Origin of the sequence: Nocardia shimofusensis NBRC 100134, from assembly GCF_001613125.1 — a bacterium.
Taxonomy (GTDB): Bacteria; Actinomycetota; Actinomycetes; order Mycobacteriales; family Mycobacteriaceae; genus Nocardia; species Nocardia shimofusensis.
This window is the reverse complement of record NZ_BDBT01000026.1, coordinates 18,380-39,466: the sequence shown is the minus strand read 5'-3', so window position 1 is coordinate 39,466 and position 21,087 is coordinate 18,380. Positions and strand designations below refer to the sequence as shown.

15 protein-coding genes and 1 tRNA gene are annotated in these 21,087 nt (G+C 66.4%); 8 read left to right on the top strand and 8 right to left on the bottom strand.

What is annotated here, in order from left to right:
- Positions 1 to 6: 6 nt before the first annotated feature.
- Together NS3_RS21870 and NS3_RS21865 are read right to left on the bottom strand one after the other, a co-directional pair.
- The gene (locus tag NS3_RS21870; RefSeq protein WP_245649745.1) at positions 7 to 1,194 is read right to left on the bottom strand and encodes a lipase family protein; all 1,188 of its coding nucleotides are present in this window, start codon (positions 1,192 to 1,194) and stop codon (positions 7 to 9) included.
- A 568-nt stretch (positions 1,195 to 1,762) separates the two neighbouring features.
- The gene (locus NS3_RS21865) at positions 1,763 to 2,203 is read right to left on the bottom strand and encodes a DUF6069 family protein (RefSeq protein WP_067862739.1); all 441 of its coding nucleotides are present in this window, start codon (positions 2,201 to 2,203) and stop codon (positions 1,763 to 1,765) included.
- A 307-nt stretch (positions 2,204 to 2,510) separates the two neighbouring features.
- Between NS3_RS21865 and NS3_RS21860 the strand changes: the two genes are divergently transcribed.
- The 5 genes from NS3_RS21860 (at position 2,511) to NS3_RS21840 (ending at position 14,395) form a co-directional block, all read left to right on the top strand.
- Entirely contained in the window at positions 2,511 to 5,819 is a 3,309-nt protein-coding gene (locus NS3_RS21860) for an AAA domain-containing protein (protein ID WP_067862737.1), read from the top strand.
- Positions 5,820 to 6,344: 525 nt separating this feature from the next.
- Complete coding sequence (locus NS3_RS21855; protein ID WP_157101468.1) at positions 6,345 to 7,877, top strand: TIGR02677 family protein; 1,533 nt, start codon at positions 6,345 to 6,347, stop codon at positions 7,875 to 7,877.
- Positions 7,874 to 9,055, top strand: coding sequence for a TIGR02678 family protein (locus NS3_RS21850; protein WP_067862733.1), 1,182 nt, complete (start codon positions 7,874 to 7,876; stop codon positions 9,053 to 9,055). The genes NS3_RS21855 and NS3_RS21850 overlap by 4 nt, the downstream gene beginning before the upstream one ends.
- Positions 9,045 to 13,172 (top strand): TIGR02680 family protein, encoded by a 4,128-nt coding sequence (locus tag NS3_RS21845; RefSeq protein ID WP_067862731.1) that lies wholly within the window; start codon positions 9,045 to 9,047, stop codon positions 13,170 to 13,172. The genes NS3_RS21850 and NS3_RS21845 overlap by 11 nt, the downstream gene beginning before the upstream one ends.
- Complete coding sequence (locus NS3_RS21840; RefSeq protein ID WP_067862729.1) at positions 13,169 to 14,395, top strand: TIGR02679 family protein; 1,227 nt, start codon at positions 13,169 to 13,171, stop codon at positions 14,393 to 14,395. Before NS3_RS21845 ends, NS3_RS21840 begins: the two co-directional genes overlap by 4 nt.
- A gap of 56 nt (positions 14,396 to 14,451) precedes the next feature.
- Here the strand turns inward: NS3_RS21840 and NS3_RS21835 are convergent, their stop codons facing one another.
- From NS3_RS21835 to NS3_RS21825, 3 genes are all read right to left on the bottom strand, one after another.
- Entirely contained in the window at positions 14,452 to 14,757 is a 306-nt protein-coding gene (locus NS3_RS21835) for a hypothetical protein (protein WP_157101466.1), read from the bottom strand.
- 580 nt (positions 14,758 to 15,337) lie between these two features.
- Positions 15,338 to 15,838, bottom strand: a complete 501-nt coding sequence (locus NS3_RS21830; RefSeq protein WP_067862725.1) for an SRPBCC family protein — start codon at positions 15,836 to 15,838, stop codon at positions 15,338 to 15,340.
- Entirely contained in the window at positions 15,835 to 16,206 is a 372-nt protein-coding gene (locus tag NS3_RS21825; RefSeq protein WP_067862724.1) for a metalloregulator ArsR/SmtB family transcription factor, read from the bottom strand. The genes NS3_RS21830 and NS3_RS21825 overlap by 4 nt, the downstream gene beginning before the upstream one ends.
- Before the next feature lie 19 nt (positions 16,207 to 16,225).
- Between NS3_RS21825 and NS3_RS21820 the strand changes: the two genes are divergently transcribed.
- Positions 16,226 to 16,918: a DUF6545 domain-containing protein gene (locus NS3_RS21820; RefSeq protein WP_067862721.1), complete on the top strand. Its 693-nt coding sequence runs from the start codon at positions 16,226 to 16,228 to the stop codon at positions 16,916 to 16,918.
- Positions 16,836 to 18,239, top strand: a complete 1,404-nt coding sequence (locus NS3_RS21815; protein ID WP_067862719.1) for a cytochrome P450 — start codon at positions 16,836 to 16,838, stop codon at positions 18,237 to 18,239. The genes NS3_RS21820 and NS3_RS21815 overlap by 83 nt, the downstream gene beginning before the upstream one ends.
- Here NS3_RS21815 and NS3_RS21810 read toward each other — a convergent pair.
- Both NS3_RS21810 and NS3_RS21805 read right to left on the bottom strand, forming a co-directional pair.
- The gene (locus NS3_RS21810; RefSeq protein WP_067862717.1) at positions 18,214 to 18,648 is read right to left on the bottom strand and encodes a hypothetical protein; all 435 of its coding nucleotides are present in this window, start codon (positions 18,646 to 18,648) and stop codon (positions 18,214 to 18,216) included. The two genes, NS3_RS21815 and NS3_RS21810, sit on opposite strands and share 26 nt — an antisense overlap.
- A complete protein-coding gene (locus NS3_RS21805) occupies positions 18,645 to 19,268 on the bottom strand; it encodes a helix-turn-helix domain-containing protein (RefSeq protein ID WP_157101465.1) in 624 nt (207 codons plus the stop codon). Before NS3_RS21805 ends, NS3_RS21810 begins: the two co-directional genes overlap by 4 nt.
- A gap of 476 nt (positions 19,269 to 19,744) precedes the next feature.
- Between NS3_RS21805 and NS3_RS21800 the strand changes: the two genes are divergently transcribed.
- A complete protein-coding gene (locus tag NS3_RS21800; RefSeq protein ID WP_084495821.1) occupies positions 19,745 to 20,716 on the top strand; it encodes a phosphotransferase in 972 nt (323 codons plus the stop codon).
- A 269-nt stretch (positions 20,717 to 20,985) separates the two neighbouring features.
- On the opposite strand, the gene NS3_RS21795 is transcribed toward NS3_RS21800, so the two are convergent.
- A tRNA-Leu gene (locus NS3_RS21795) sits at positions 20,986 to 21,067 on the bottom strand.
- Positions 21,068 to 21,087 lie beyond the last annotated feature (20 nt).

Here is a 21,087-nt window from a genome sequence, read left to right as displayed (position 1 = left end):
TGTGGTTCAGCAGCTGGTCGGCGCGGGCTCACCCCGGAATCGTGCTTCGACGTAATTCCAGGCGTCCGCGAACCCGGCGACGGCCGCCGTCATGTGCTCGGCGATGTCGTAGGGCACCATCTGCACCGGTGCCCCCGCCTTGCAGTAGCGCTCGGCGGTCTCGGCGAGCGGGCCGAACGCGGTGAGGGTGTCGTAGCGGCCCTGCCACAGATAGGTGGGAACGGTGGGGACGCCGGGGAAGTCTCGCAAGCTGTTCTCGCGCAGCACTTCTCGCGCCTGCGGGCTGTCCATCAGGCTCTTGGACGCGGCCATCTGCTCGGCGCTGCGGAAGGCGCCGTGGAAGAGCAGGAAGCGGCGGCAGGCGTCGTGGGTGAACTCCCGGAACCACAGACCGTTCTCGTTCAACTGGTCCGAGATCGGCAGGCGGTCGGGGTATTCGCGTTCCAGTCCCATCGCGGCGGCGAAGGCGAGGCCGAAGCCGGGGTGCGGGTCGAAACCGAGGCTGAGGGCCATCTGTTCCAGGTCGGCGGGAACGCCGCCCGCGACCGCCGCGGCGATCTTCAGATCCGGGGCGTAGGTGGGCTGCAGGGCTGCGGCCCACGCGGTGGCCATGCCGCCGCCGGAGTAGCCGGCGATCGCCACCGGCGAATCGGCCAGGCCCAGTTCGGTGACGCGCTGCGCCGCTTTCACGCTGTCGAGGGTCACCATGCCGCTGAGCTTCGCGGCGCCGTAGGCGACGTTGGGACCGAGGTAATCGGGCAGGGAGATGGCCCAGCCGCGGCCGATGGGCAGCATCGCGCCGACGGCGTCCTGCAGTTCGCCGTTGAACAGCGAGCGCGAGGGGTTGCAGCGCGAGCCGAGCGAATTGATCAACGCCTGATAGGAAACCAGCGGCGGGTTGCGCACGCCCACAGGGATCAGGACGGTGGTGACGCCCATGATCGGGTTGCCGCCGGAGTTGGTGGAGCGGAATGCCACCTGCCAGCCTTCGGTACCCACATAGGGCATGGTGTCGATCCGGCGGGTCCGCACCACGTCACCGGGCTGTAGGGAGCCGAGGTCGGCGGGCGGGGCGTAGAACGGATCCGGGTCCGGCTGGGGGTAGAGCGGTTCGGCTTGGGCGGGCGCGCCCACGACGCCGAGCGACAGGATGCTCAGGATCAGGACCAGAATCCGGATCGCGACTGTTGACACGGTCTTCCTTCACACATCGGGTAACACCGAGGAGCACCGTGGAACGGGGCCGCGGCGGCCATCGGTGAACGAACTGACGGGGGGCGACGCAGCGGAACGGCGGCGTCCGCAGCGTCCGATGCCCGGACCCGCGGGCGACGGCACCATTCGCGGCGAACATATCGCAATCAAGATCTCGGGAGGAGAGCATGACCACGATGGTGGTGATTCTCACAGCAAGGCAGAGGTTTCGGTGGAACGTATCACATATCGAATCGAAAGCCGCCGCGGCGCTCAGCTGCGGCGATAGCTCTAACCTGTTGCGGGGGAGGAGAATCGGCACCCAACTTAGCCGCGCGTGGGCAGCGCTCGAAAGCTCGCTGATCAGTGGGAAACGGGCCGATCGGTGCGAAGTGTGGGCCGTTAACCGTCAGTAGCGACCGTCCAGCATCGCCGAGCATCTGCGCGAAACGCTCGGCTGGGATACCCGGCCGAGCGCCTCGCGGTGCTCTCATCCACCATCAACCGACAGCGGTGTTGTGTCGCCCCTGAAATCCGGGCTCGGATGCGGCCTCCTCGTCCGTGCGTTTCAGTCTTCGATCAGGCTGCGGCGCAAGCCCTCGGTGGCGACGACGAGAGCGGGGACCAGCGTCAGGTGCGTGATCGACAGTGCGATCGTGGACACGGTGTCGAAGTCGGCACTCACGGTCATGCCGATGGTGGCGACGGCGAGCGCCGAGCCGATCACCGCAGCGACGCGCAGCACGCCGATCCACTTGTAGAACAGCAGTACCGCCGCGCCGAGACCGATCAGCATCGGGACGACGGTCATCACGATGATCCCGCCGGGGGCCACGCTCTGCACCCGGCCCGCGTCGGTCATTTCGAATGTGCCACCGGCGGCCGCGCCGATCAGCCAGACGACGAGGTTGGCCACGAGAGCGGCGCCGATCGCGCCGAAGAGGGCGACGGGACGATTCAGTGCGGGGATGCTGGCGGTGTGGTCGACGGTAGGGGTGGTGGTGCTCATGATGATCTCCTGAGGTGAGGCGGTGCGGTTCGTGTGAGTTCATCCTGAAACCTCAACAAATGTTGTGGTCAACCCTCGCGGATCGCAGCATGTTCCAGATCACTCGGCGCGTGGCTCCGCCCCGCCCGGAGGCGCTGTCGAGTTGGTGCCGCCTCCGCCATCCCGGCCGGCGTGGTGATGATCGCCGCTGCCGTCACGGATGTAGGTCCAGCCGTCGGCTGAATGCCGTTATGACACAGTGCATTTCCCAACGAAAATCTACAATTGGCCGGGCAGCGGCGCTCGAGGGTGATTGCAGGGGGTAGCGGTGGGCTGGCGTGAAGAGTTGCTTGTGGCGTTGCGCAGCTGGCGGGCGTTGGAGGACGCGGGAGCAAACGTGCCCTCGTGGCGGCGGGTCGGCGGCGCGATACGGGGACGGCGGCCGGGGGAATTCGTCGTGGACATCAGAGGGTCGCAGCTGTCGATGGAGCAACTGCAGGCGGAGAGCCTTCGATTGGGTGAATCCGACAGGACCACCGCCGGCAACGGTCATTCCGTGATGGAGGTGACCGAGCAGGGCGGCGCGATTCGCGTGCATGTCGCGGAGTTCGCCGATCCCGTGGAGCCCACTCTGTGGCTCTATCAACAACCACCGACGTTCCTCATCGACTCACTCATCGATGGGATCGCGGGCATTACCGACGAGCGCCTCGCCGGCTCCCTTGCACGTGGAGAACTGGGGGGTGAACTGGCGCCGGTCAGTCCGGCGGATGAGGTACTGCTGCCAGCACAGCAGCACGCATACCGAGCCTGCTCAGGTCGTGGACTGTGGATGGTGTGGGGACCGCCGGGCACCGGAAAGACCTCAGTGCTGACGCGGGCGATCATCGATCTGATGGCGGTGGGACGGCGGATCCTCTTGGTTTCGGCTACGAACATCGCGGTGGACAACGTCGTGGTGAAGGTAGCGCCGGCGGTTCGCGGCACACCAGGGCAGGTAGTGCGGGTCGGCACACCACATTTGAAGGAGGTTGCTGCCGACAATGCGGTGTGCCTGCCACTTCTTGTTCGTGCTCGGCTCGACGACATCGAACGGCAGCGCACCCACGTCGCGGCGGAGCTGACTGCGATTGCCGAGCGCGACATCCGGCGCAAGGCGCTTGCCGACGCTCTGGTCGATTTCGACTTCGCGCGGTACCGGCGTGCCCAGAAGCGTCTACAAGTTCCCGAGCTGAGCCCCGAAGTCCTCTCGGTGCGGATAGACAATGTGACGTGCCGTCATACGGACGCGGCAGCGGCTGCCCAGGCGGCCGAGGCAGCAGCCGCCCAGGCGAGCAGGCAGGACTCGGCGGTCTCAGCGGACAGAGCGAGATGGCGTGACATCGATGCCCATCGCCTCGAGAAGGAACGGCTCGAAGCCGAGCTGAGCAGCTACGACATCGAGGTTGCCAGGCGGTCAACGGCTCTTGCCAAGGCTGAAGAACAACTGCGGAAGCTCGAGAACGGAACAGCTTGGGCACGGTTCCGAGACAGGAAGGCACGATCGGACGCCGATGCAGAGGTGGCTGCGCTACGCAGGGATCTGGCGGCTGCGGTGGCAGCACAGGCCTCGGTCGCCGAACCCGCCGGACTTCGTATCGGTTTTCTCGATAAGGAGATCGAACGCATCACCGCATTTACCGAAGTGGGCCGTGCGGAGATCAACCGCTTCGCTCGTGAACACCAGGCAGCGGAATCCCTACGCCGCAAGCGAACTGCATTGCTGCAACAGACCAGCGAAGAACTGCATACGCTGAGCAACGAACTCGAGCTCACGAAGGCGGCGGAAGAGGAGGTCCTGTCGGCGGTTCGGCGTGGGTTTCCGGCCAAGTATGCCGAGCACGAATTGCTGAGCTCTTCTGCTGAGGCCGACAGTCGCAATGCGGATGTCCTGCGCAAACAACATCAGGAGCTCGAAGAGCAGTACCGCGCCTTGGCGCAAGATGCTCAAGGGAAGATCATTCGGTCTGCGCGGCTGGTCGCCACGACGCTCGCCAGGTTCCGGACGACACCCGCTGCCGTCGAGGGGCCCTACGACGTGGTCCTCGTCGACGAGGTCGGCGCAGGCGCGCTTCCCGATGTCCTGACGGCTGTGGCGGCCGCAGGCCGGACCGCGGTCCTGCTCGGCGATTTCATGCAATTGGGACCGGTCGTGCCCCAGGCGCTGCGCAGTACCGATCGCTCGGATATGCGACGATGGTTGTGCACCGAAGTATTCGACCATTGTGGAATCGACACTGCTCGCGCAGCGCAGGACAATCCCGGCTGTATCACGCTCGACGTTCAGCACCGATTCGGACCGACCGTCATGGAATTGGCCAACCGAATCGCCTACGACGGGATCCTGAAGGCGGGGCCGGGTATCGAAGCCAGGACTGCCACCACAAACGTGGGTGACGCGGAGATCGTTCTCGTGGATACCGACGGCCTGACCGATCTCGGCCACATCTATCGCGCAGGTCGCGCGAAGGGATGGTGGCCGGCGGGTGTGCTGTTGGCGCGGGCGATCGCGGAGATGCACGTCGAAGACGGGACAACCATCGGTGTCGTCACGCCCTATACCCTGCAGGTTGACGCGACGCTCGAAGCGATGCGTGAGGTCGAGATCGGCGGGGCGATGATCGCCGAGGTCGGCACAGCGCACCGCTTCCAGGGACGCGAGTTCGGCGTCGTGATCTTCGATCTGGTCGAGTCGGCCGATGGTGAGGGCATGTGGATGGCCCGCGCGGGCCGTGGCGCACGGGGTGGACAGTTTGCCCGTGACGGGCTGCGCCTGTTCAACGTCGCGGTGACCCGTGTGCAGCAGCGGATATACCTGATCGGCAGCCTGAGCCGCATCGAGCGCGCCTCGCGTGACACAGCTCTGGGTGAACTGGCGGTCATGCTCGAGGGCAGGAAGGTCCGCCGACTCGCCGCCACTGATCTGATCGCGCCGTTCGCGTCGCCGGACAGGCTCGGACCGGTGGGGTCGCGGCTGGCGGAGGTTCTCTCCCGTCATGTGGAGGTTTCCGATATCCAGGATGAGATCACGTTCTACGAGACGTTTGCCGGTCATCTGGAAGCTGCCCGTGAATCAATCTGGATATGGTCGCCTTGGACGGCCAATCGGCTGCGGACACTATTGCCGGTCCTGGCCGACGCCGCAGCACGAGGGGTTCGGATCGTGGTATTCGTTCGTGACCCCGACGATAAGATCCAAACAAAATTCCAAGACCTTGTGGACGAACTCGCCGCTGTGGTCGACAGCATCGTCTGCGTGCACGAGATGCATCAAAAGATCATTGTCATCGACGATCGCCTCGTGATGTTGGGCAGCCTCAATGTGCTGTCCCAGAGCAGTACTCGTGAAGTGATGCTGACTATGCGCGGTAGCCACTTCGCCAAGAAGATTCTCAGCGCACAGCATGCAGGGGTGTTTTCTCGGCCGCCTCGATGCGGCGGCTGCCGTAAAAGGGAAGTGGATCTCAAGCGTAGGAGGAACGGCAACTGGTACTGGCGGTGCCGAAATAGGGCATGCCCTGCACGAAAGGGGAACCGGGCATGGGTCCAAGATCTGAAAATCGGAGAGACCGTGACCGCCGGTCGTGGGAGACGGTGATGGTGCCAGACACACCTTGCGATAGGCCGAACGCATCCGCCAGCCCTGAGGAGAACGTGTGCTCGAAGCGATCGGCTGTGCACAGCATTGTCGCGCCGAGCGTAGTCGCGAGCGCACCGATGTCGGAGCGCTCTGCGCCACTGAGACTACGGTGTGACGCGGGGGCGTGGTGGGGCTCTTCGGTGCAGGCATGGGCAGATCTCGAGGAGTGCGCGGAACGCGCGGCGAGGCTTGCCGTTCTGCCCCGATGATGCGCTGCTGCGATGAGGCGACCGGATATGGCATTGGATGTGCACGGGTGCATGTGCAGTAGTTCCCAGCGCTCAGTGTGCGGCGGATGTGACCATGTCGCGGTGAGCAGGCGAACAACACGGGGTCGGCAATACCGAACTGCTTCTCGATCTGCTCGAGGTGGATGGTTGCGGCGTCCGCGTCCGCTACGGTGATCTCAGTTCGGAGATCGACCGGCCCGGCCTGCTTCGGAAGACGGCGACGCCGACGGTCATCCGGTCTATCGTGGTCGGCATGCTGGGTGGGGATCGCACAGAAACCGGTGCGGAGCCGAACGGGGCGACGAACCTGGAACTGTTCCGCTATCTGGCCGCCGACGAACGCCACGATTACCTCGCGATCATGTCCCTGTTCACGGCGTCGCTGCTGGCGGACATGTCGGCGGCGACAGTGGCCGACCAACTGACCTCGGCCGGGACCCCGCTGGCGGCAGAGGTGGTGGAGAGCCGGTGCAAGCAGCTCGTCCGATGGGGGAATCTGGTGCCGTCACTGCGGGATGCGCGGGTGAACACGGTCGCCGAATATCTCAAGGCACGCTCGCGGTATCAGGTCTCCAGCCTGGGCGGACGGGTTCATCGTGGGGCGCTCGAGATCATGGAGACCACCGACAGCGCCCGCGAGGTCGCCCGGGAGTTGCTCGGGCAGATCGCCGAAGCGCTGCGCGAGATCCCGACGCTGCTGGATACGGCGGGAAGCACGGAACGTGATGAATGTCTGGCGGGGATCGTGACGACGGTGTTCAACAATCAGCGGTTGTTCACCGCGAGCGTCACCGACTTCTACGCCTACCTCGCCGGTGTGCTGTCCCGGTTCGATCTCGGGGGTGCGGAGTACACGCAGTTCAAGACCCTGCTGCTGGATTACGTCGATCTCATCAACGCCGATGTGAATCGGCATGCCCCGCTGATCGCGCGCGCACTGGACCAGGTACTGCCTCGCCTCGATCAACTGCTGGCCACCTTGGACGCGCTGCCGGGTCTGAGTCTGGGCGGGCAGGTGTCGATCGAACGCTCGCAGGGCCGCACCCGCAGCGACTGGACCCAATTGCACCAATGGTATTCGGGCGCAGAGTCCGGGCCCGGGCAATTGCGTCACGCGGCGGGGCAGGCCCTCGGTCAGCTGATCGCCAATGCCAAACGCATACTCGACTCCTCGCGCACCGGCTATTCGCGCCGCGCGGACCTGCTGCGGCTGGCATCGTGGCTGGATCATTCGTCCGACGAGGAGGCGAGCCGGCTGTTCGCCGCCGCGTTCGGGACGTGGCCCGCACGGCATCTGGGCTTGGGCCCCGACGAGCCCGATCCCCGCGTGACACCGACGACCTCGTGGACCGCGGCCGACCCCATCGAAGTGCCGGTATCGCTGCGGGAGCGCGGAAACCGGATCGCACGGGGCCGGACCTCGCGCGTTCCCGATTCCACCGCGGATCGCCGGCTGGTCGAAGCCGCCGCACAAGAAGAAGCGCAGCGTCACCGTGCGGCCGCCGTGGAACTGATCGCGTGCGGGAATCTGGACGGTTCCCGACTGTCTCCCGCCGCTCGCGCGGTGCTGCTGGACCAGCTGGCGCGATTGCTGGCCGTGCAGTCCGAATTCAACGAGCCCACCCACATCACCGACCACGATCTGGGTCTGGTGCTGGAGTCCACGCCCGGCGGGCGCACCCGGATCGAATCTCCGGACGGTGCATTGACCGTCGAAGGTTGCGTTCTGTCGGTTCGCGCCGTCGGGACGGACATCGCGCCGACCACACTCCGGACGGCTCGATGAGCAGCGGTCGAACTCGTACACTCGGCACCCGTTCCCAGGACGACTCCGGAGTCCGTGAGGCGGCGCGCATCCTGCTGTTCACGCCGATCGTGACAGCTTCCCGAGCCCCGGAGTCACTCGCCCTCATCCGACGCCACACCACCGTGCTGCGCACGATGTTCAGCACCCACCTCGGCTATCACCTGATCGTCGAACCGAGCTTCGCGCGCCTGGTCAAGACACCGCCCGAGCCCACCGCGCCGACCCGCACGCTCACGCGGCGCAGCGGTATGCCGTTGGATGCTCGCACCTACACCCTCGTCGCCTCGGCCTGCGCGGCACTGCTTGCTCCGGGCGTGGGCGAGCAGATCCTGATATCCCAGCTCGTGGCCCAGATCCGCGCCGACGCGGCCGAGCAGGGCGTCACCCTCTCCGATGAACTGACCGAGCGTCGACGCATAGTCGCGGCCCTGACGGTGCTGATCGACTGGGGTGTCCTCGCCGAAACCGACGGCACGGTGGCGCAGTGGGGCGATGACCACGGCGGCGAAGCGCTGCTGACGGTGTGCCGCCCCCTGTTGCCACACCTGCTGGTGCGAGCGATCGGACCGTCGGCGCGGCCCGAGGATGTACTCACACCGGACAGCGGCGCACCCCGCCGCCGCCTGCGCCGCAGGCTCACCGAGGAACCGGTGGTGCTGCGCGAGGATCTGACCCCGGAAGAACTCGATGTCCTCTCGCGCGAGCGCAGTGAACTGGCACGCCTGCTGAACGACAATTTCGGTGTGGTGCTGGAGGTCCGCGCCGAAGGCGCCCTCGCCTACGATCCCGCCGATACGCTCAGTGATATCGATTTCCCGGGTCCCGGCACCGTGAAGCAGGCGGCGCTGCTGCTGATCGGGGAGTTGGTGGACCGTACCGAGGAGGATACGGCCGCAGGTGAATTCGATTGGGAGACCGTCGACAGCACCCTGGCCGCCCTGACCGAACGGCACAAGCGAGTGTGGAAGACCGAATACGCCGACGCCCCGCATCGGCTGCGCGCCGATATCGTCGCCCTCCTGACCGCATTGTGTCTGGTGCGTGCCCATGCCACCGGAATGCGGCTGCTGCCACCGGCCTACCGGTACCGCCCCCGGGTCAGCACCACCCAACTTGCGTTGCCGATGGACGGACAGGAGATCAGGCATGAGCGCTGATCCAGTGAAGCATTTCGACCAGCGCTGGCGCCTGGCACGGGCCGGGGTCGTGAACGTCTGGCAATACCTGGACACCGAATTCGCGCTGTCGGGCGGCAGGCTGATCCTGCGCGGCGCCAACGGCTCCGGCAAGTCACGCGCGCTGGAGATGCTGCTGCCCTTCCTGCTCGACGCCGACCGGCGCCGCATGGATGCCACCGGCTCGCAGAAGGTCAGCCTCGATGAGCTGATGCGCACCGGCGCGCGCGGGCAGACCAATCGCGTGGGATATCTGTGGCTGGAGCTGGCCCGGCCCGAGGAATTCCTCACCCTCGGCGCCTACATCAAATACAGCGCGTCGACACATCGCAGCGACGTGCACTTCTTCCTCACCGGTAAACGGGTGGGTGAGGAGCTGGTGCTGCTCGACGTGAACAGGGATGCGTTGTCACGTGACCGGTTGCGCGAGATCGTCGGCGCCGACAATCTCACCGACGCCGCACAGCATCGCGAGAATGTGCGGGCTCGCGTCTTCGGACTGCACGGAGAAGCCGATCGGGACAGGTTCACCGGCCTGATCCAGTTGCTGCACACCCTGCGATCACCCGACGTCGGCAACCGCATCGACGAGGGCAAGCTCCCACAGATCCTGTCCGATGCGCTGCCACCGCTCGACGAGCAGACCCTCGAATCGGCGGGTGAACGTCTCGACGGGCTCACCGCGACCCGTCTGGCTCAGCAAGATCTCGCCCGGACTCTCGACCACGTGCGCCGCTTCCACGCCGTTTACAGCGGGTATGCGGCAGGCGTTTTCATCGAGGGCGCGGCATCGCTGCGGCAGGCGGCCGAGGATGTCGACGCGACGCAGGATACCCGCGACGAACTCGCTCAACAGCTCGATGAGCTCCGGGAGAAGGAGAGCACGGCTGCCGCGCAGGTGGTCGACCTGACCGCGACAGTGAGCGAACTGGACAGTGCGCTGACCGGACTCCGGGCACGTCCGCTGTTCGCGAAGGTGGCAGATCTCGAACAGCGTCAGAAGACAGTCGCCTCGTTGCGCGGCGCCGCCGAACAAGCATCGCGCAGAGCCCGGCGTGCTCGCGACGACGAGCATGCAGCGGCCTTCGTCTTCACCGCGCAAGCCGACGAACTGCGTGCGGCCGTCGAGGATGCGGCAACAGCGTTGAGCAGGGCATGCGGCGCGCTCGCTGCCGTCGAACTCCCGTACGGCCGGCTCCCGGCGTCGATCGGCGTGGACACCCGTGACGAGCCGCGCAGCACCGACACGGTCATGGATTCGCTGGATCAGGCTCCGACGTCGATCACCCGCCCTTCGGTATCGATTCCGACGGTGTTTCCGGAAGACCTCGACGAGGTCGGCTCGAGTGCGCGCGACTGTGGTCGGGCCGCCGGCGACCGCCGGGACCGGGCGGGCAGGCGCGAACAGGAAGCACGGCGTCTCGACCGCGATTACGGGGACGTGCGCCGTCTCGAAGACGCGGCCGAATCCAAAGAACACGAGGCACAAGCAGCGCAGACGGCGGCGCTCGAGGCCGCCACAGCCCGTGACGACCTGGCGGTCACCGTGAACCGGAACTGGCGCACCTGGATCGAATCCCCCGTCACGGCCCGGCTGATGCCCGACGTGGACCGCTCCCACCCCACGGTGGCCCTGCTGTTGTCCGACACCGAGATCCTGTGCGGTGACGCCGAATACGACTCGCTGCTGGACGCACTCGCCGACCTGGCCACCGATCTCGCCCAGCCGACCCGGGACGCGCTCACCACCCGAGCAGCCGGCCTCCGGCACGATATCGACGGTCACGAACAGGCCGCACATACTCTGCGCGAACGGCAGTACCGACTCGAGGCCGAGGAGGACCCCGAACCGCCGACACCCCCGTGGCAGCGGACCGAGCATCGGATGCCGCTGTGGCGGGCAATCGACTTCCGCGACGAAGTCGACCCGACCGTGCGGGCCGGAATCGAAGGCGCTCTGCTGGCCTCGGGTCTGTTGACGGCGGCACTGACCGAGCACGGCGAACTGCTGGCCGAAGACGGCGAGATACTGCTCCGCCCAGCACATTCCGCACCCGCTTCACCGCTGTCCCGCGTGCTGTGCCCCGATCCCGCCGTGCCCGGGGCCGCTGACCGGGTCGAACGGGTTCTTGCCGGGGTGGGCTGGGAGGACGACCGGGCGACGACCTCGATATCGGGCGACGGCCGGTGGCGCAACGGAACCCTCTGCGGCCGACATTTTCCCGACACCGCCCGCCATATCGGTGCGACCGCGCGAGCCGCCGCCCGCCACGACGAACTGGCCCGGATCGGGCGGCAACTCACCGAGATCGCGGAGATGATCGGCGACCTGCAAGCTCGCGAGCAGGCGTTGCGCACCCACCGCAGCGAACTCGACACTCATCTCGGCACCGCCCCCCGGTCTCGGGAACTGGTCGCGGCTCGTGAGGCCGCGCGCACCCGGGCAGCGCAGGCGGCCCAGCTGCTCGAGGTAGCGCGCAGTGTCCGAGAGCAAGCCGCGCGGCAACGTGCGCAATGGAGTGCGCAGGAGCACGAGCATCGGGAGCTGTGCGAGGGAATGGCGCTACCCGCCGACGCCGATAGCCTGGCCGCGCTGGGGAACGCGTGTGAGACAGCGACCCGGGCGTGCGCGGAACTCGACCGCACCTGCCATGCCGTCCAGCGACCGCGCACCGCGACAGCCACGGCATTCGACCGGCTCACCGACGCCCGCGCACGCCGCAGCGAGGACGAGGACATTGCCGAACAGTGTCGTCGGCAGTGGTCCGAGCAGGCCACCGAGCTCACGGCCCTGCGGGAAGCTCTCGACCTGCCGCTGCAGCAGCTGGAAGCCGAGATCGAAGCCAGTGAGCGGGAACGCGAACGCGTCCAGCAGCAGCTGCGCGGCCGCGCACGGGAGCGCGACGACGCGGCCAAGAGCGCGGCAGCCGCCGTAGCCACCCTCGAAGCCACCGAAACCCGGCTGCTCGCCCACCGGGACAGCCTTCGCCGCGCCGCCGAACTTTGCAATGCGCGGCTCCATCTCCCCGGCCTGCGCCCCGCCGCCGTGGCGGAAGAGATCGCTCCCGTCCACACGGTGAACGACTCCGCCGAATGCAGGCAGGTGGCAGATTCGATCACGGCCTGCCTGCGCGGCCGCAAACCCACCGGCGTCACCCCACTGCTCAACGCTCTGACCCGGTTCGGAGCCGACACCTCCGGCCACCTCGAGGTGTCCCAGAGCGTCGAACACGACACCCACCTCGTGCACATCGAAGGCGCCGAACACCACCACAGCCTCCCCGATGTCCTGAAATACCTGGAGGACAAGGTGGAGCGCGGCAGGCAGGCCCTGACCGAACGCGAACGCGAAGTCTTCACCGAATTCGTCCTCGGCAGCATCACCGACGAACTGCGCCGCCGTGTCCGCCAGGCCGGCTCGCTGGTCGACGCCATGAATGCCAGCCTCTGCGGCACCCGGACCAGCCACGGCATCGGCGTGCGGATCAGCTGGGAACTCGACAGCACCGACCAGGAACTTCGCCGCCTGATGCATCTCGTCGGCATCGCCGACCAGGTACGCTCCGAGCAGGACAACGACGAACTCGTCGCCCTGGTCCGCGAACGCGTCGACCGCCTGCGCGCCTCCGACAGCGCCACCGTCTACGCCACCCACCTGCGCCAAGCCCTCGACTACCGCGCCTGGCACACCATCGAGGTCACCATCCTCGGCCCCGGACCCAACCAGACCCGACGAATCTCGCGCCGTGCCAAGATCTCCCAGGGCGAGACCCGTTTCGTCTCCTATGTAACTTTGTTCGCTGCCGCAGACGGCTACCTCTCCGGCCTCCCAGACGCCGACCACGCCCTGCGTCTGGTGCTGCTCGACGATGCCTTCGCCAAAGTCGACGAACGCGCCATCGGCGAACTGATGGGCCTGCTGGTGCGCCTGGACATCGACTTCGTGATGACCGGTCACGCCCTGTGGGGCACCGTCGGCGAAGTCCCGGCCCTCGACATCTACGAGATCCGCCGTATCGGTGACAGCTGCGTGGTCCCCACCCACATTCATTGGGACGGTCACAAACGCACCGAACTGTATTCGGTGGGACGTGGATGACCCTGCCCACCCGATTCCGCGACTATCTCGCTGCGCCCGGCCTCACCGGACTGTGGCAGCAACTGCGGGCACGCCTGGAACGCACCGGACATTCGCTGGGCGGGTCGATCCGCACGGAACTGGATACCGATGCCGCAGAACGACTCTCCGGACTGCTCGGCCGCCGGATTCCGCAAGGCCGGCGGACAGTGTCGCTCGAGGAGCTGGATGCGGCGTTGCGTCGCAGCGTCGCCGCCCGCGGGCTCGTCCCCGTCGTCGCCGACCTGACCGGCGGCCCGTTGCGCGACCGTCCCTCCGAGCGCCTCGCCCACCAGGACGCGGTCACCGCATTGTGGGCGCAGGTCGACAGGGTGTTGGCCGAGCACGGGCTGACATCGGCACCGTGGGTACAGCAGTGGACACGCTGGCTGCACGCCACCGGACTGCTGATGCGCGCACCCGAGACCGCCCGGGTCGAATTCGCCATCGCCGCACACGCCGTGGCCACCGCCCTGGACCCCGTCGCACCGCCACGAATGCTCGGCCAGCTCGCGACCCTCGTCGCCGGCGACGCGCACGCGCTCGACAACGATCGTCTTGCCGGGCGACTGGCCTTGCGCGCCTTGAGTTTCGCTTTCGATCAGCCCGACCCGGTCGGGCCTCGTGACCGGATCGCGGTGTGGCAGCTGGCCGGGATCACCGCCGACACGGTATCGGGCACCGTGCTCACCTGGGGGCTGCGGCCACCCGGCAATGATCCGTGGTCGGTGATGATGTGCAGTCGCGCCGAACTCGGGCTCGTCACACATCTCACGGTTGCCGAGCTGTCGACCGTCGACGTCGCGCTGACCGTGCCCGGGGACATTGTCGCGGCTTGCGAGAATCCGCAAGTTCTCCAGCGCGCGGTCGAGACCAGGGTGCGTCGGCCGCTCGTGTGTTTCAGTGGAAATCCCTCGTCCGCGGGAGTCGTTCTCGCCGACCGCATCCGCCTCCGATACCACGGTGATTTCGACTGGCCGGGGATCGCCATCGCGGGCCGATTGCAGAACCTCGGTGCGCAGCTGTGGCGAATGTCGGCTCAGGATTACCTCGATGCCGTAGAACTCGGCACACCCCGCCTGCCGCTGGCCGGAAACGCGGTCCCCACCCCGTGGGATCCGGAACTCTCCGCGGTCATGAGCCGCACGAATCTGGCCGTCCACGAGGAAGCCGTATTGGATTTGCTGATCGCGGATCTGCGCTGAATCGAACACAAGCGAAGTGGTCACCCGTCGGCCATCCAAACCAGCGCCTCGCGTGCCTAGCTATACCTCATAGCGAACAGTGCTGCCGCTGCCTGCTCGGCGAACTCGGGCGCGTGGTCGGGGATCTGCCGGCCGACACTCAGGTATCGCTTGATCATGGCGTAGGGCAGGTCGACCACCGCAAGGAGTGCCCGGTCGGCCGCGTCGGGAGCGGTATCGTCGCCACTCTCGATCAGGGCACTCAGCGCGTCGTGTAGTGCGGCGTCGGCTCGCGGCCGATATCCCGCGACCCAGCGCCGCACGTCGGCGGGCTGATACGTCGTGCCGACCCGAAACCAGGAGCCGAAAATGGCTGTTGTCAACAATCACCCACGTCACTTGCTCGCACCGGTGAGCGCGGTCGGCGCGCTGGTGGACAGTCTCGCCGGCTCCGTTTCCCGCCCCGCCCGGTGGAGCCGCCGTATCCGCTTGCTGCGCCAAATCGCCGAACGCACCATGGACCGAACGTCCCCCACGAAGACGGTTTCAGCTCCCGTCAGTGTTGCCCTGTGGTCACCTTGTCGGTGGTCCTCGGCGAGATGGGACAGCTCATGTTCGGGGGCCTTGTGTTCGACGGTGCCGCTGTCGATCCGGCGCGCACCCTCTTCCCGACTCCTTGACGTCACTCATCGCGACGCAGCCATGTCGTCGAGGGTGTAGGGATCGAGCCGGCGTTGATGACCGAGGCAGCTTCGGACTGGGAGGCGGGACCGCCGTGCGGCGGCGCCCTGGACGCGGAGTTCCGAGTGAAGTCGCCGGTCGGCGCATATGGCGGTAGCGGCGATCGCTGCTGCGTCCCTGGGCCCGCTCCCGGCGTCTCGACCGCCAGTATGTGAGCGGGTGCAATCGAGTACGTCGGTGCTTCGGGGCCGTCCACGTGTGCCCGAACCGGCCCTTTCGTCGTCAGTCGGCCTTCAGTTCCGTGTAGTACTCCTGCATAGCGGGCCAGTAGTCGCCGAAGTCCGGTGCGGGGGTGCCCTCGTGGGCGGCGACGAGCATGTCCAGGTAGTACTCCCAGCCCGGGCCGGTGTGCGAGACCGACTCGCGGTCGGCCTCGGCGAAATGCTGGGTGAAGCGCAGTTCGGTGCCGTTGTCGGTCTCGACGAGCACCGCTTCGAGGAACCAGGACCCGTGGTCGTCGACCGCGGACACCGCCAGCCGTCGCGGCGGTTCGCACGCTTCGATGGTCATCGGCATCCAGGGTTGTTCCTCTTCGTAGGCCATCTGGACCTCGATCCTGCGCCCGGGCCCGGGCTCGCCCTTCCATGGACCGAACCAGCGCGCGGTGCGCTCGGATTGGGTGAGGCTCGCCCAGACGTCCTCCATGCCGGCGCGGAACGCGCGGGTCAGGACCAGGTCGACCCCGGTGTCGGTGCCGAACAGTCGGCCCGCCGGTGTGGTCATGCGGTGTTCTCCTTCGTGTCGGGATGCGCGGCGGAGTGGGTGCCGGCGTGACGGTCGCGCCTGGCGCGATGGACCTCGGTGTCCAGAGCGTCGAACCGGCGCGACCAGGTGTCGGTGCGACGCAGATCGGCGATCCAGGCGGCCAGTTCGGCCAGCGGTCCCGGATCGAGAGAGTAGAGGCGCTGCCGTCCGGTCGCTTCGTCGCGGACGAGGCCGCTCTCGCGCAGAACCCGCAGATGTCTGCTGATCGCGGGCCTGCTGATCGCGAATCGCCCGGCGATCTCACCGGCCGTGCGCGGCTGATCGAGCAGCAGTTCCAGGATCTGTCGCCGCACCGGGTCGGCGATTGCCGCCGCTACCTCGTCCACGCCCAATCGCCTGACATATGTGGTGATCCTCGTTGTCGGAGTCTGGGCCACCGAGGAGGCCATGTCGATCCTTGTCAGCGCGGTGTGCGCGGCGACCGGGACCGGACAGGAATTCGTCGACTTCCGCTTCGATGCCAATGAGCGCAATTTCATCTATCTCCTTCTGCTGGGCGCTGTTCCGGCGTCGGCGCAGGTGATGGCGGAGGTCGCTCGCCGGCTTCGGGTGGATCCGGCCTCGCGTGCGGTGCGGCGGTTGACACCGTTGTGGACCGAACTGGTGGCGGTGTGCGCGCGAGAGATCCCCTCTCCCGCAGAGCAGGTTTCGTCGGTGGGATCGGCGCGGAGGTTGCATCGGATGACAGTCGAGATCCGTGACTGTCTGCTGGTGCTGGGCCGCTACTCCGAGCCCGCCCCCGACTATTTGCCCGAGGCCATGGCGGAGACGGTGCAGATCATGCGGGCGTTGCACCGCAAGCGATCTGGTGCGGCGCCGGGGCGCTATGTTCGCCTGCACGCTTCCGCGCCTGGACGTGACATCGTCGACGAACGTCGTACGCTGCGCAGCATCGCCGCGCACTGGGATGAGGCGGCCGCCCATGTGGCGGCGCTGAACTACGGGATGGAGCACAATGACCACGACCACTCCGAGGCCGATCCGTGCCCGGGAGCGGAAGCTACCGCATCCGCCGTACCGTCTGCCGGTCCTGGGTGACGTGTGGGATCTGCATGTCACCGATTCCAGTCAATGGGGTATGCGTGGCGCGCAGAAGTACGGCGGAATCTACGAGCGCAACATCTTCGGGGCGCGGGTCACCTACGTCTCGGACCCGGATCTGTTGCGGGAGATCAACGACGATGAACTGTGGTCGAAATTCCTCGGCGTCCCGATCCGGGATCTGCGCAGCGTGGCCGGTGACGGACTGTTCACCGCGCACAACTCCGAACCGAATTGGGCCAAAGCGCACGCTGTCCTGGCGCCGTCGTTCACCGCGGCAGCGATGCGGGGCTACCACGCCACCATGCGCCGGTGCGCGGATGAGTTGATCGAGCACTGGGCCGGACGCGCCGGTGAGTGGGTCGATGTGCCGGCCGATACGAACAAGGTCGCCCTCGAGGTGATCGGCCGGACCGGATTCGGCTACGAATTCGAGTCGTTCACTCGGACCGATCCCCATCCGGTGGTATCGGCGATGCTACGTGCGCTGACATACATCAACCGGTCGGCATACTCGCATCCGCTCATCGAGTGCACTGTCTTTCGTCAGCAACGTGCCCAGCACCGAGCCGATGTCGCGATGGTGAACGCGAAGATCGACGAAGTGATCGCCCACCGCCGCCGCGAGGGCGCTGGTGAGCACGGCGACCTACTGGACCGGATGTTGACCGTGGCGGATCCGGACACCGGGACACTGCTGGATGAGAAGAACATCCGCAACCAGATTCTGACCTTTCTCGCGGCAGGGCACGAGACCTCGGCCGGCGTGATGGCCTTCGCGCTTCACTATCTTTCCGTGCATCCCGAGATCGCCGAGCGGGCTCGGCGCGAAATCACCGAAATATGGACCGGCGAGGAGATCGAGTTCGAGCAGGTCGCCAAGCTGCGGTATGTGCGGCGCATCGTCGATGAGACACTGCGGCTGTGGCCGACGGCCCCAGGCTATTTCCGCAAGGCGCGCGCGAACACGCTGCTGGGTGGACGGTACCCGTTCGAGAAGAACGAATGGGTATTCGTCGTATTGTTGCAGTTGCATCGCCATGAGCTGTGGGGTGGCGATCCGGAGAGCTTCGATCCGGACCGCTTCCTTCCGGAGCGGGTGCGTGCGCGCCATCCGGAGCTGTATCGGCCGTTCGGCGTCGGGATGCGGGCCTGTATCGGTCGGCAGTTCGCTTACCACGAGATCGCGCTCGTGTTGGCGACTGTGCTACGCAAGTTCGATCTACACGCCGATCCGAACTACGAGTTGAAGGTCAAGGAGACGATCACACTCAAGCCGAATGGCTTGCGACTCAGGCTGTCTCCTCGCCGCGATTGACCGGTGCGGGCGAGTCCTGCGCGCGGTGTGCCATCAGGCTTTCGATCAGTGCCTCGCGGTCGGAGTGAGTGGGCCGTCCGCGCAGACGCACCCGGCTGACGCCCGAGTCCCGCAGCGCCCGCAGCAGGCCGAGCTGGACGTGCACGCCGATGACTTGTTCGTCATCGGCGGGGCCGGTCAGATACCAGGCCGGCTGATTGAAGTGGCCCGCAAGAGCGGTGAGCAGGTCCGGTGCTGCGTGTTCGAGGTCTCCGGCGCGCAGGGCCGCCAGCACGGCGTGGTCGACATCGATGCCGTACTCGTGCATGGCCTCGGCGACAGCCTCGACGGCAGGTTCTTCGCCGGCCGCGCTGTGCAACGCGCGAAAGAGCATGTCGATGCGCTCGGATAGGGACAGCGATCCGCTCACCTGGCAGCCTCCAGTCTGGCTTCGAAGCGTTTGCGGGTCGCCTCATCCATATCGATGCGAATGCCCGCGAGCCACCGCCGATATCGTGCCTCTTCCCAATCGGCGTCGGCAGGGTCGGTCGGACGGTCCAGAAAGGGGCCCAGGAGGGCGACCAAAGGGCCGAGCGCACCGCCGTGGAGGCGGTTGGTTTCCAGCAGTTGGGTGATATACCGGGAGTACAGCGGCTGTATGCAGTCGTCGAGCCGCTGGGACGCCTCGCGCAGTGCGGAGTCCGCTTCGGCCAACTCGGAGATCTCCCGGGCGACGGCGAGCAGCCCGCTGATGGTTTCGGCGGGCACGACGATGTAGGACGGTGCGACTTCGATGGTGCTGCCGCGCCGCAGCGGGATCGGCTCCCCACCTGTTATCAGCTGCTGAGCCGATCCAGGCTCCCAGGCCAGACCCACGTCGAGTTTGTGCAGGGTGTTGGCACTGATCCGGCCCGCCTCGCCGCGCTCGATTCTCAGCAGAGTCGGCTCGGTGGGGCCGCCCATCAGGGCGACCTGACGCCTGCTGCGGTTCAGCTGATCACGCCGCTCTACGACGGCCTGGCCCAACTGTCGCGCAGTGTCCTTATTCATAGGCGGGTACCAAAATTTGCGTACATGCACGCAAGCATAATCGTAGGTACGACTTCTGTGCGGTGTAAGAACGCCAAGCTGGTTGCCGTGCCACCGACAACGCACTGCAGCTACGGCTACTGAGAACGCCTTCATGACTTGCGCAACCAGCGACTGATCTCGTGATGCACGCTTGACCTCGGTCAAAATTTTTGTATGATTTGCGTATCGCTTCGGTTAGGCCTGCGGCGTAGGGGGTCGCAGGGCTGACGATGTTCGATGACCACACGGGTTCGGGGGCGGGACGAAGCGTCCTGAATCCTGCCGGGGCCGACCTGGAACCCGATCCGGTGGGGAGGTCGGGTCTCAGGTCGGCGCGTCTTCCTCTAGTCGTGTTCGATCCACGCGCTTGCTCACGGCTCGCGTGAGGCCGCCGCCCAGCCCGTCCTGGTCGAGCGATCGCCCCATATCGTCACAGCGACCAGGGGAGGATCCCGATGGCCGGAGCATCACCCGACCTCGATGCCGTCACCGCGAAGATCACCGACGTACTCGGTGCAACCATCACAGTCGACCGAATCCTGCAAGCCACCGACAAATCCTTGCTGGCGGTCGGCGCCTACCGAGGCCGCGCAGCCGTGATCAAGGTGTGTTCGACCGACGAGACATTTTGGCAGGACAAACTCGAGCACGAGATCGGCATCTACCGGGCATTCGCGTCCTGCCCGCCTCCGGTAAGGGTGCCCGAGTTGATCCACGCCGCGCACGGTCGGGGCATCGTCATCGAACACATCCCCGGCCGCGTCGTGCACACCGAGCGATACCCGAGTGGCCAGATCGCCCCAGCCGTGCTCGACACAATCCTGTACACCCTGCTCGGTTTCGGCGCATGGAACCCACCGGCGGAAGCGCTATCGCCGGTGTTCGACTACCCGGGCAGGGTAGAGCGCTACCACCGCATCGGGATCTTCGACCACGACGACCGGACGGCACTGCACCGACTCATCGCCGCCGCCGGCCCCCTCGACGTCGTCGCCCACGGTGACCCGCTTCCGTCCAACCTGCTGCTCGCCGACGGCGGCGACTGTGTGCCGGTCGATTTCGAATTCACCGGGCTGTTCGCGGCAGGGTTCGATCTCGCGATGCTGCACACCCTGCTGGCAGGCACACCCGACGCGCAGTCGAGCATCGAGGCGATCGTCGCCGCGACCGGAATCGAGGCGCCGTTCCTGCTGAATAAGGCCATCGTGCTCTCGCGTGAACTGCGCCTGCATACCGAACTCGAAGACGGCAGGTTCCGCGCGGCCAGGCTGGCGCTGATCCAAACACAATGGGACGACGTTCGATCGCGCCTGCACAGTCGGCGCTCGACCGCCACGCCTGCAACCGCAGTTCCGTCGAGCAAGGAGACCACTGAATGTTCTGGGGGAGATCCGAAGTCGATGACGCTCGGTGACGATGGCACGTAATCCACAGCTCGCGGGGTTTTCGGTGCGGGTGATGCGGCCGACGTACTGAACGAGGCGGCCTTTGAATTTCACGGGTGCGGCCAGGAACAAGGTGTCCAGGGCCGGGCAGTCGAATCCCTCGCCGATGTAGGAGCCGGTGCCCACGATCAGTAGCGGTGCTCCATCGTTCAGGCGGGTGGTGATGGTGTCGTGGGCGGTGCGACGTTGGCCGGCGTTCATGCCGCCTTTCGCACACTGCGCGAAAATCTGTCACGAATGACGGAGATCTGTGCGCGAGAGGGGACTTGAACCCCTACGTCCTAAGACACCAGAACCTAAATCTGGCGCGTCTGCCAATTTCGCCACTCGCGCTTGGTGGTACGACCGTCCAA